Source organism: Mesorhizobium sp. WSM4810 (assembly GCF_055811235.1).
Genome location: NZ_JBVVQV010000045.1, coordinates 26,218 through 36,814 on the forward strand (window position 1 = coordinate 26,218; position 10,597 = coordinate 36,814).

The 10,597-nt window shown below is 64.2% G+C and carries 10 protein-coding genes; 4 read left to right on the plus strand and 6 right to left on the minus strand.

Features of this window, described 5'->3' with window-relative positions; translation table 11 throughout:
* Nucleotides 1–8 precede the first annotated feature (8 nt).
* Nucleotides 9–770 (plus strand): class I SAM-dependent methyltransferase, encoded by a 762-nt coding sequence (locus AC0L3O_RS33615; RefSeq protein WP_473480047.1) that lies wholly within the window; start codon nucleotides 9–11, stop codon nucleotides 768–770.
* On the opposite strand, the gene AC0L3O_RS33620 is transcribed toward AC0L3O_RS33615, so the two are convergent.
* The 3 genes from AC0L3O_RS33620 to AC0L3O_RS33630 form a co-directional block, all read right to left on the minus strand.
* Nucleotides 754–1,476 carry an HAD family hydrolase gene (locus tag AC0L3O_RS33620; RefSeq protein ID WP_023802893.1) on the minus strand — a complete coding sequence of 241 codons (723 nt, stop codon included), beginning with the start codon at nucleotides 1,474–1,476 and terminating at the stop codon, nucleotides 754–756. The genes AC0L3O_RS33615 and AC0L3O_RS33620 overlap by 17 nt on opposite strands.
* A 5-nt stretch (nucleotides 1,477–1,481) precedes the next feature.
* Nucleotides 1,482–3,125 carry a glucose-6-phosphate isomerase gene (gene pgi, locus AC0L3O_RS33625; RefSeq protein WP_023802892.1) on the minus strand — a complete coding sequence of 548 codons (1,644 nt, stop codon included), beginning with the start codon at nucleotides 3,123–3,125 and terminating at the stop codon, nucleotides 1,482–1,484.
* 94 nt (nucleotides 3,126–3,219) lie between these two features.
* A complete protein-coding gene (locus tag AC0L3O_RS33630; RefSeq protein WP_287180570.1) occupies nucleotides 3,220–3,369 on the minus strand; it encodes a hypothetical protein in 150 nt (49 codons plus the stop codon).
* 126 nt (nucleotides 3,370–3,495) lie between these two features.
* On the opposite strand from AC0L3O_RS33630, the gene pdxR reads away from it, so the two are divergent.
* Together pdxR and AC0L3O_RS33640 are read left to right on the plus strand one after the other, a co-directional pair.
* Nucleotides 3,496–4,989 carry a MocR-like pyridoxine biosynthesis transcription factor PdxR gene (gene pdxR, locus AC0L3O_RS33635; RefSeq protein WP_473536473.1) on the plus strand — a complete coding sequence of 498 codons (1,494 nt, stop codon included), beginning with the start codon at nucleotides 3,496–3,498 and terminating at the stop codon, nucleotides 4,987–4,989.
* A gap of 301 nt (nucleotides 4,990–5,290) precedes the next feature.
* Nucleotides 5,291–6,880: a trimethylamine methyltransferase family protein gene (locus AC0L3O_RS33640; protein ID WP_287174118.1), complete on the plus strand. Its 1,590-nt coding sequence runs from the start codon at nucleotides 5,291–5,293 to the stop codon at nucleotides 6,878–6,880.
* Nucleotides 6,881–7,061: 181 nt separating this feature from the next.
* Here AC0L3O_RS33640 and AC0L3O_RS33645 read toward each other — a convergent pair whose 3' ends face one another.
* The 3 genes from AC0L3O_RS33645 to AC0L3O_RS33655 form a co-directional block, all read right to left on the minus strand.
* The gene (locus AC0L3O_RS33645; protein WP_287066908.1) at nucleotides 7,062–7,460 is read right to left on the minus strand and encodes a hypothetical protein; all 399 of its coding nucleotides are present in this window, start codon (nucleotides 7,458–7,460) and stop codon (nucleotides 7,062–7,064) included.
* A 184-nt stretch (nucleotides 7,461–7,644) separates the two neighbouring features.
* Nucleotides 7,645–9,072: a chromate efflux transporter gene (gene chrA, locus AC0L3O_RS33650; RefSeq protein ID WP_084833904.1), complete on the minus strand. Its 1,428-nt coding sequence runs from the start codon at nucleotides 9,070–9,072 to the stop codon at nucleotides 7,645–7,647.
* Nucleotides 9,069–9,887 (minus strand): chromate resistance protein ChrB domain-containing protein, encoded by an 819-nt coding sequence (locus tag AC0L3O_RS33655; protein WP_287174115.1) that lies wholly within the window; start codon nucleotides 9,885–9,887, stop codon nucleotides 9,069–9,071. Before AC0L3O_RS33655 ends, chrA begins: the two co-directional genes overlap by 4 nt.
* 187 nt (nucleotides 9,888–10,074) lie before the next feature.
* Between AC0L3O_RS33655 and AC0L3O_RS33660 the strand changes: the two genes are divergently transcribed.
* The gene (locus AC0L3O_RS33660) at nucleotides 10,075–10,494 is read left to right on the plus strand and encodes a GFA family protein (RefSeq protein WP_473536474.1); all 420 of its coding nucleotides are present in this window, start codon (nucleotides 10,075–10,077) and stop codon (nucleotides 10,492–10,494) included.
* The last annotated feature ends 103 nt before the right edge of the window (nucleotides 10,495–10,597 follow it).

Here is a 10,597-nt window from a genome sequence, read left to right on the forward strand (position 1 = left end):
GGACAATTTTGGCCGATAGCCTTACTGTCGATGACGCGGCGGATACGCTTTCCCGTCCCGATCCGCTAACGTTCATCAAGGCGAACATGCGTATCGCCCCTGTTGCCGCGCTTCCCGAAATCCGGCTTTATGCAGCCCATCCAGCGAGCGGACTGTGGCGGCTGACGCGTCCACAAGGACGAGCAGCCGAGCCGGAAGAAGAAGCAAACGAAGCCGACGAGGATGGCCCCGAGCCGCAGCCTCCTTACTGGGCCTATGCCTGGGCCGGCGGCGCGGTGCTTGCCCGCTACATCCTCGATCGGCCGGAGACCGTGGCTGGGCTTCGCGTGCTCGATCTCGGCGCCGGGTCTGGCCTCGTCGGTATCGCCGCGGCAAGGGCCGGCGCCAGCCAAGTGATTGCATCCGAGATCGACCGCAATGGCGTCGCCGCGCTCGGTCTCAATGCGGCGGCGAACGGCGTCGAAATCACGGTCGTCGGCGAGGACATCACCGCTGGTCCGCCGCCGCCAGTGGACGTCGTGGCAGCCGGCGACTTGTTTTACCGGCAAGATCTCGCCGACCGGGTCATCCCCTTCCTCGACCGCTGCCTGGCCGCCGGCATCAATGTGCTGATCGGCGACCCGGGCCGCGCCTACTTGCCCCGCTCGCGGCTTCACCTTCTGGCCGAATACCAGGTGCCGGATGTCGGCCAAGGCACGGCGACGAAGCCGAGCGGCGTCTTCTCGTTCGAGCCGGAGCAACCCGGAGGCGAGTTCAGATCGTCTCCTTGACCTTTGCCGAAAGAAAGTCGGGCAGATCGGCAACCGAATCCAGAATGACGTCGGCGATCTGCGACAGCGATTCCCGCGTGCCGGTGCCGGAAAGCACGCCGATCGCCAGACCGCAGCCGCCGGCCCGCGCCATCTCCAGATCGTGGCGATTGTCGCCGACCACGGCGATCGCGGCAGGCCTCAGGCCGGTCAGGTCCGAGAAGGCGAGGATCGTGTCGGGCGCCGGTTTCGGATTGGCCACCGCGTCGTAACCATAGGCGGCGTCGAACAGCTGCGCGACGCCCAGCGTGAGCAATGTCTTCTCAGCGCCAGTGGTCGAATCGTTGGTGGCGACGCCGAGCCGGTAGGATTTCCTGTGAAGAACGCCAAGCGTCTCGACGATGCCCGGCAGCGCCACCGCCATCGACGAGCCCTGCACCGACGTGATCTCGTTGAAGCGGGCGACGGCAAGCATCTGGTCTTCATCCGACAGTCGCGGAAACCAAAGCTCGACGACATCCATGTTGGTGCCGGAGGCAAAGATGGAATCGGGCTTGAAGCGTTTGGTGGCGAAATCGTAGCCCGCCGCGGCAAGCAGCCTGTCGGCCTTCCAGCGGTCGCCCTCCGCCGCATCCATCGCCATGAAATCGGCAACGCCGAGCCACGTCGCGTTGAAGTCGACAAGGGTGCCGTCCTTGTCGAACAATATTCCCTTGATCTCGGCCAAGCCGCTTACTCCGATCCGCGCAATCGATGGATGTGTCCCACCAGTCCGGCAGTCGAAGCGTCCCGCTTTGCGGCATTCTCCTTGCCTTCCACGACAGGCAGCAGCCCGGTCGCCAGTTCCTTGCCCAACTCGACGCCCCACTGGTCGAAGGAATTGATGTTGAAGAGCGTGCCCTCGACGAAGACGCGGTGCTCATAGAGCGCGATCAGCCGTCCGAACGTATGCGGATCGAGTTGTCTGTAGAGGATCGTCACCGAGGGCCGGTTGCCGGAGAAGACGCGATGCGGGGCGATCCTGTCGACCTCGGTGGGCGCCATGCCCTTTGCCAGCATCTGCGCACGCGCTTCCTCCAGCGTGCGACCCTTCATGAACGCCTCCGACTGCGCCAGGCAGTTGGCGAGCAACAGGTCGTGGTGATGATTGAGATCCGGCTCATGGCCGATGGCTGCGGCGAGGAATTCGACCGGAATGAAATCGGTGCCCTGGTGCAGCAGCTGGAAGAAGGCGTGCTGGCCATTGGTGCCGGGCTCGCCCCAGACCAGCGGGCCGGTCGGCGTCTGGACAGCGCCGCCGTCGAGGGTGACGCTCTTGCCGTTCGATTCCATATCGAGCTGCTGCAGATAGGCCGGCAGCCTGGACAGGCGCTGGTCGTAGGGAATGACGGCGCGGGCGGGGTATTGGCAGATCACCCGATGCCACCAGCCGATCAGCCCCATCAGCGCCGGCAGGTTGCTGGCCAGCGGCGCCGTCTGGAAATGTTCGTCCATCGCATGCGCGCCATCGAGAAAGGCGCGAAAATTCTTCGGGCCGACGGCGATCATCACCGGCAGGCCGATCGCGCCCCACACCGAATAGCGTCCGCCGACCCAGTCCCAGAAGCCGAAGACGCGGTCGGACGCAATGCCGAACTTGGCCACCAGGTCGAGCGCCGTCGAGACGGCGGCGAAATGCTTGCCGACCGCTTCCTTGCCGAGCGCCTTCTGCACCCATTCGCGCGCCGTCTCGGCATTGGTCATCGTCTCGATGGTGGTGAAGGTCTTGGAAGCAACGATGAACAGCGTGGTTTCGGCGGAGAGGCCCTTCAGCGTGTCGTGGATATGGGCGCCATCGATGTTCGACACGTAATGCGTGCGCGGCCCGTCGTGATAGGGCGCCAGCGCCAGCGTCGCCATGGCCGGGCCAAGGTCGGACCCGCCGATGCCGATGTTGACGATGTCGGTGATCTTCTTGCCGGTGGCGCCGGCCGCCTTGCCGGAGCGCACGGCATCGGCGAAGCCGCCCATCGCATCGAGCACGGCGACAACCTGCGCCTTGACGTCCTGGCCGTCGAGCACGATGCCCTTGCCGTTCAGGTTGCGCAGCGCGGTGTGCAGCACGGCGCGGCCTTCGGTGACGTTGATCTTCTTGCCCGAGAACATCGCAGCGCGCCGGCCTTCGAGATCGGCGGCTGCCGCCAGCTTCTCGAGCAGATCCATCGTCTGCGCATCGACCGCGCATTTCGACCAGTCGAGCAGCAGGTCCCCGTCGGTGGCGGAGAATTTTTCGAAGCGCTGCGGATCGGCGGCGAAAGCCTCGCGCATGCTGCCCGATTTGGCCGCACGGTGATCGCGCAGGGCGTCGAGCTGTTTTTGAAAGGACGATTGATCCACTGCCTTACTCCGAGCCTTGAAATGCCAACATAACAGACCGGGTGTTTCCGGCGCGTGTCGTCGCGCCGAACTATCTAGCCGAAATCGACTGGTTTCAATGCGCCGCGATGACGCGTTGCGTCAGGCAGCGATGACGCAACGCGGCACGCGGGGGATGGCGCGCTGCGTCAGGCAGCCGGATGACGCTTTGCGTCACCAGCGGGATTACGCGCTGCGTCACCAGCGGGATGACGCTTTGCGTCACCCTTGGGAAGGATCACTGGCGTAAATCCCAGTGATCAGAAAAATTGATTGGCGCAACAGCTTGTGCCACCGGTACATTCGACTGGTCCAGCCAGGTGAAAAAGGCTGGCCATCGAGGAACATCCCCATGCCACAGCGAAACGACACGGCCATATGGTCCGGCCTGTTCCGGATTTCGGCGGAATCCGGCCAGACCCTGCAGGCGCAGATCCGCCAAGCAATCGTCGCCGCCATCCTCGACCGGCAAATCGCCGCTTCGATGCCGCTTCCGTCCTGCCGGATCCTGGCCGAGAAACTCGGCGTGGCGCGCGGCACCGTCGTGCTGGCATTCCAGCAGCTCGTCGACCAGGGTTTCCTGGTGGCGCGCGAACGGCGCGGCCATTTCGTCAATCCGGACGTGCTGGCGACGCCGGCCAAACCGCACCAGAAGGCGCCAGACCAGGCCAATGAGATCGACTGGAAGGCGCGCCGGCAGATCGCGGCCAGTGACATGCCGCCGCCGGCCAAGCACGACAACTGGATCAAGTCGTCCTACCCCTTCGTCTATGGCCAGTTCGATCCGGCACTGTTCCCGACAGCCGAGTGGCGCGAGTGCAACCGCATGGCGCTGGCCGTGCTCGAGATCCGCAATTGGGCGTCCGACATGGTCGACCGCGACGATCCGCTTTTGATCGAGCAGATCCAGGCGCGGCTGTTGCCGCGGCGCGGCATCTTCGCCAATCCCGATGAGATCATCGTCACGCTCGGCGCGCAGAACGCGCTCTACATGCTGGCGACGCTGCTGATGACCAAGGGCTCCAAGGTGGCCATGGAAGACCCCGGCTATCCCGACGCACGCTCGATCTTCCGGCTGGCGGGTGCCGACGTCGCACCGGTCCCGGTCGACCATTCCGGCATTGTAACCGCTTCTATTCCCAACGTTTCCGGCTTCGTCTTCGTGACGCCCAGCCACCATTGCCCGACCATGGTGCCGCTGTCGGCGGAGCGCCGGCAGGATTTGCTGGCGCGCGCCAATCGCCACAACCAGATCATCATCGAGGACGGCTATGACAGCCAGCTTCTGGACGAGGCGCCGCAGCAGGCGCTGAAGAGCCTCGACCGTTCCGGCCGCGTCATCTATGTCGGCTCGATGTCGAAGACGCTGGCTCCGGGCCTTAGGCTCGGCTACATCGTCGCCTCGGCCGGGCTGATCTCCGAGCTTCGCGCGCTGCGCCGCTTCATGCTGCGTCATCCGCCGGCCAACAACCAGCGCGCGGTCGCGCTGTTCCTGTCGCTTGGCCATCACGAGGCGCTGGTGCGGCGGCTGTCGAGCGCCTTCGACGAACGGCGCAAGCGTCTGATCCATGCGATTTCCGCCTTCCTGCCGGAGTGGCGCTCGACCGATTCCGCCGGCGGCGCGTCGCTCTGGCTCGAAGGGCCGCGCGGCACCGATTCGCGCGGGCTGGCCGAGGCCGCCGCCTCGCGCAGCGTCATCATCGAGCCCGGCGACCGTTTCTTCGACCGCACCGAAAAGCCGTCGCGCTTCATGCGGCTCGGCATCTCCTCGATCGCGCTGCAGCACATCGAGCCCGGCATCCGCGAGCTGGCGACGGCGGCCGGGCGCAGGCCGGCCGCCGCCTGATGCCTCGTCGGGGCCATGACCGGCCACCGTTGTTTAGCCCCCTGGCATATGCGACGGGACCGTCTGGCTCATAGGCTGTGCCAATGCCGGCGGCATAGTTCGAGGCATAGCGCATGACCCCGGAAACCAATCTTCGGTTTCCGGAAAGGATCATGCGCAAGCAAGAAAGTGTTAGAGCGTCCTTTGCGCGTCCAAGTGGACGCGCGGCGCTCTAAGGGGGACGAAGCGGACGATGGTGGACCAACCACCTGGTGGACCAACCACCGCCGCCCGCTTCGCAGCTAAAGGTGGAGTGCCTCCCATGTCAGTGGCTGTTGAGAAGCCGGATACGCCCTCGGACCAGCGTTCGCGGCGTTCCGGCGGGCGCGAAGCGCGTCGCGCCATGCGGGCAGCACCCCTTGCCGACGATATCAAGCCGGTGCGCGCCGGCCTTGAAGGCGGAAGCTACGGACCGCTCAGCGAAAACGACCGCGAGCGCATTCACGAAGCGGTGCTGACGCTGCTTGAGACGGTCGGCTTCGCCAATGCCATCCCCTCCTGCATCGAGGCGCTGACCGAGGCCGGCGCCACGCTCGGCGAGGACGGCCGCATCCGTTTTCCGCGCGCGCTCGTCCTCGACACCATCAAGAAAGCGGCGCGCCATTTCACCCTGCATGGCCAGGATCCCAAGCACGACATGCTGATCCAGGGCAAGCGCGTGCATTACGGCACGGCGGGCGCCGCGGTGCATCTGGTCGACGTCGAGAAGCGCTGTTATCGCGAGTCGCTGCTGCAGGACATCTATGACGCCGCCCGCATCGTCGAAGGGCTCGACAACATCCATTTCTTCCAGCGGCCGATGGTGCCGCGCGACATCCCCGATCCGCTCGATATGGATTTCAACACGCTTTACGCCTGCGTGATGGGCACGTCGAAGCATGTCGGCACATCCTTCACGGTGCGCGAGAACGTCAAGCCGGCGCTCGACATGCTTTATGCGATTGCCGGCGGCGAAGAGAATTTTCGCGCCCGGCCTTTCGTCTCCAATTCGAACTGTTTTGTCGTGCCGCCGATGAAGTTTGCCGAGGATGCCTGCGGCGTGCTCGAGGCCTGCGTCGAAGGCGGCATTCCGATCCTGCTGCTGTCGGCCGGCCAGGCGGGCGCCACGGCGCCGGCGGCGATCGCCGGTGCGGTGGTGCAAGCGGTGGCCGAGGTGCTCGCCGGCCTCGTCTATGTCAACGCCATCAAGCCTGGCCATCCGGCGATCTTCGGCACCTGGCCGTTCGTCTCCGACCTCAGGACCGGCGCCATGTCCGGCGGCTCGGCCGAGCAAGCGGTGCTGACCGCTGCCTGCGCCCAGATGGCGCAATTCTACGACCTGCCGGGCGGTTCGGCCGCCGGCATGACGGACTCGAAACTGCCCGACATTCAGTCCGGTTACGAAAAGGGCATCACCGATGTGATGGCCGGCCTTGCCGGCCTCAACCTCGTCTACGAATCGGCCGGCATGCACGCCTCGCTGCTCGGCTTTTGCCTGGAAAGCCTGATCATCGACAACGACATGCTCGGCCATTGCCTGCGCTGCGTGCGCGGCATCGAGGTGACCGATGAGTCGCTGTCGATAGACACCATCGCCGACGTCTGCCTGAAGGGGCCGGGTCATTACCTCGGCAACGAGCAGACACTGCGGCTGATGCAGACGGAATATTTCTATCCGGCGGTCGGCGACCGCTTTTCGCCGAAGGAATGGAACGAGAAAGGCAGGCCTGACATCCTGCAGCGGGCGATCATCGAGAAGAAACGCATCCTCGCCGAGCGCTTCCCGCGCCACGTGCCGAAGCCGGTCGACGACAAGTTGCGGGCCCGCTTCGGCAATCTGATCCAACTGCCGCGCAGCGGCATGGGCGGCTGAAGACGGTTCCCGTCAAAACGGTCAGAGCCTAATCCATCCCGACAAAATCGGGATGGGGCGCTACCTCTTTATTTGACCATGATCTTTTCCGAAAACCGGGCTCCACTTTTCGGGATCATGGTCTAGTCTGTTTGACCATGATCTTTTCCGAAAACCGGGCTCCACTTTTCGGGATCATGGTCTAGTCGGCGCTCAACCCGTAGCGGTCGACGACCTCGCCACTGATCAGCTTGGCATGCAGCGTCATCAGTATGATTTGCGCATCGAAGCTGTCGCCGGCCTCGAGTGCCGCCTCGAGCCGGCGCTCCGCATCCAGCCTATGTCGAAGGCCGTTGGATTGCTCGAATGCTTCCGGCCCGGCAATACAATAGCCAAGCAGCTGCGCCACCGGCGGGTAGGCTTGTGGCGGCGGCTCGTCGGGCCAGTGGTCCTTCATCAGATTGACGATGGTGAGCTTTGCTCCCTCCGGCACAAGGGCGGGATGAAGGTCAACGTCGCGTAACGCGGCGTCGAGTTGCCTGAGGTCGCCTGAACGGCCGAACATTCCAAGGAAGCCTAGGGAGGAACGTCGTCTCGCCATGATTTTGCTATCCGAATGCCCGAAACCGCAGCGAAGCGCCGTCCGCAGGCAGCCGCTAAAGCGCGTCGCATTTGATCCGGCCGCATGCGACGCGCTTTAGGTTGTTGTTTTATGCATGTCGTTATCGCAAAATCGCTGGACACGCTCGGGTCAGGCCCGAGGGCATGCTTTTGCGCGACATGCATTAACCACTCGCTGCCAGCAACAGAACACCGGCGAGGGCCGATCCCGCAAGCGTCGGCAGCATGCCGATCTTCAGCTTCAGAATGGCGATCATGGCAGCACATGACAGCAGCGCCGCGCGCCAGTCGATCGACGAGAGCACCGGCACGTCGGTTCCAAGCCCGACGTTGCGCACCTCGCCGAAGATGACGTGCAAGCCGAACCACAGAGCGAGATTCATGATGACGCCGACGACGGCGGCGGTGATCGCGCCCAGCGCCGCCGACAGCGCCTTGTTGTCGCGCAGGGATTCGATATAGGGCGCGCCGAGGAATATCCAGAAGAAGCAAGGCGTGAACGTCGCCCACAGGGTGAGCATCGCCCCTAGCGATCCGGCAAGCAGCGGGCTCAACGATCCGGATTGGCGGAACGCGGCCAGAAAGCCGACGAACTGCAGGACGAGTATGAGTGGACCCGGCGTGGTTTCGGCAAGCCCGAGGCCATCGACCATCTCACCGGGTGCGAGCCAGCCGAAGGACTCGACCGCTGCCTGCGCGACATAGGCAAGGACTGCGTAGGCGCCGCCGAAGGTGACGACCGCCATGACGCTGAAGAAGCCGCCGATCTGCGTCCACACGCTGGCGGATCCGGTGAACGCCCAGATCAGCAGCACCGGCCCGAGCCAGATCGGCAGCCAGATCGCGACGGTGCGCGGCGCATGCCATCGCGTCGGCCTGACGTGGGCCAGCTCGCCGCGCTCGAACATCAGGTCGACCGCGCCCTTGATGTCGGGAACCGCGTCCTTGCCGTGCGCCGCGCCGGAAAAAAGCGCCGGCGCAACACGATTGCCAATCCAGCCCGCCAGGCCGGCAAGCAGGACGATGAGCGGAAACGGCATGTTCAATGCATAGATGGCGATGAAGGCGGCGAGCGCGATCGAAACCATGACCCGGTTCTTCAGGGCACGACGTCCGATCCGGATCATCGCCTCGATCACGATGGCGAGCACGGCCGCCTTTACCCCGAAAAACAGTGCCTCGACGAGCGGAGCGTCGCCATACAGCGCATAGAGGATGCTCAAGGTGAGCATCACAAGCGCACCCGGCGCGACGAACAGGATGCCGGCGACCAGGCCGCCGATCGTCCGGTGCAGCAGCCAGCCGATATAGATGGCGAGTTGCTGGGCTTCAGGGCCGGGCAGCAGCATGCAGTAGTTCAACGCATGCAGGAAACGTTGCTCGCCGATCCAACGCCGTTCCTCGACCAATTCCCTGTGCATGAGCGCGATCTGGCCGGCCGGCCCGCCGAAGCTGAGCAGGCCGATTTTCGCCCAGAGTTTTACGCCTTCACGGAAGCTTGGCGCAGCCGGCGCTTCGACGATCTCGGCCGTTTTTCCCAAAGCCCCCGTTTTGTCAGAAGCCCCCGTTTTGTCAGAAGCCGGGGCGCTCATGATGGCTTGCTCGCGCTTGGCCAATTGTGCGTCTCCTCGGTGGCATCGCGGCACCATCGGAAAAACGCGTCGTAGAGCAGCATGCCTGCCTCCAGCTGTTCCAGATCGTCGCGAAACATCCGCGACAGGCCAAGCGAGGCGGCCAGGAATCCGGCTGCCTGGGGAACCAAATCGAGGCGTGCGGTATCGGCGGCGCGCACGATCATGGCCAGGCGGTCGAGCGCCTCGGATTCGAGCCCGAACTCTTCGATCATCGTGTCGAAGGTGCAGCGTTCGTCCCGGTGAGTCCAGAACACATTGTCGATGTCGAAAGGCACGGCCTGAAAGCGGTCCGCAACGGCCGACACTTCGGCCGCCTCGACAAAGAGGAAGACCGCGCCCGAATCGATGAAGCGCCTGATCAGCCAGGGGCAGGCGATGCGATCGACCTTCGGGCGGCTCCGCGTCACCCACACGGTGCGGCCCCTTTCGTCGCGGGGCGGTATCTTGCCGGCATTGATCAAAGGCCCCTTGGCATCGCGCCAGGCCTCGAACCCGCCTTCGAGGGATTCGGCGGCAATGCCTTCATGCCGCAGCCATGCGGCCACGCCTTGCGAGAGCTTTTGCCCTCTTTGGCAGACGACCGTCACTCGGCTGCCGGCGAATTCGGATGCCCAGGTCGAGACGGTTTTGAAATCACGCCGGTTTGAGGCCGGCAGCAGGCGCGGATCGGCGCTGTAATCCTCTTCGATGCGAACATCGATGATCGCGGGCGCGCCCGGCAGACCAATCAGACGGGACAGTTGCGATACGGTGATAGCGGTTGTCGACGGCATGGCGTCCACCTCCTTGAGAGAGAAGCTTGGACGCGAACGTTGGGCTGACGCCTCACGGGGTCGTCGCGATGCACCCCTTGCCATGATCGTGGATTTGTCGCGCCCGCTTGTCAAGCGCCATGCCTGGAGCAAAGGATGCTCTGGCTCCGGCGGGCGGCGGAGCCAGGACATGTTTGGGAGGAAACCCATGAAAAAGACCTATCACGGCAGCTGCCATTGCGGTGCAGTGCGTTTCGAAGCCGAAATCGACCTCGCTGAGGGCATCCGCAAATGCAATTGCAGCTTCTGCTGGAAACTCAGCTACCGGAAATCCTTCGCCGCCTATGAGGCCGTGCGGGTGACGGACGGCCGCGACCGGATGCGGGAGTACAAGGCGACGCCGTCGAACTGGCCGGAAGGCGACATCAACCACTATATGTGCCCGAACTGCGGCGCGAATTTTCTCTCGCGCGGCTATCTCGATTTCATGGGCGGGAATTTCTGGGCGGTGAACGTCGCCTGCCTCGACGACGTCACCGAAGAGGAACTCGCCGCAGCCCCAATCGTCTACGAGGACGGCAAGCACGACAGGCAGGACCAGACGCCTGAGATTGTTGGCTATTTATAGGCGCTTGGGTGCGGCTTGGCGCTCTTCCTTCTCCCCTTGTGAGGGCTTTGCACGGGGGCCGAAGTTTGACGCAGATGGCGCATGGGGCGTTTTTTGAACCGCA

Excerpts from the sequence above, each read along its gene's own strand:
- chrA (WP_084833904.1), bottom strand. The coding sequence starts at position 9,072 with ATGAGCGCCCCGGCTTCTGACAAAACGGGGGCTTCTGACAAAACGGGG.
- AC0L3O_RS33660 (WP_473536474.1), top strand. The coding sequence starts at position 10,075 with ATGAAAAAGACCTATCACGGCAGCTGCCATTGCGGTGCAGTGCGTTTC.
- AC0L3O_RS33645 (WP_287066908.1), bottom strand. The coding sequence starts at position 7,460 with ATGGCGAGACGACGTTCCTCCCTAGGCTTCCTTGGAATGTTCGGCCGT.
- pdxR (WP_473536473.1), top strand. The coding sequence starts at position 3,496 with ATGCCACAGCGAAACGACACGGCCATATGGTCCGGCCTGTTCCGGATT.
- AC0L3O_RS33640 (WP_287174118.1), top strand. The coding sequence starts at position 5,291 with ATGTCAGTGGCTGTTGAGAAGCCGGATACGCCCTCGGACCAGCGTTCG.
- AC0L3O_RS33655 (WP_287174115.1), bottom strand. The coding sequence starts at position 9,887 with ATGCCGTCGACAACCGCTATCACCGTATCGCAACTGTCCCGTCTGATT.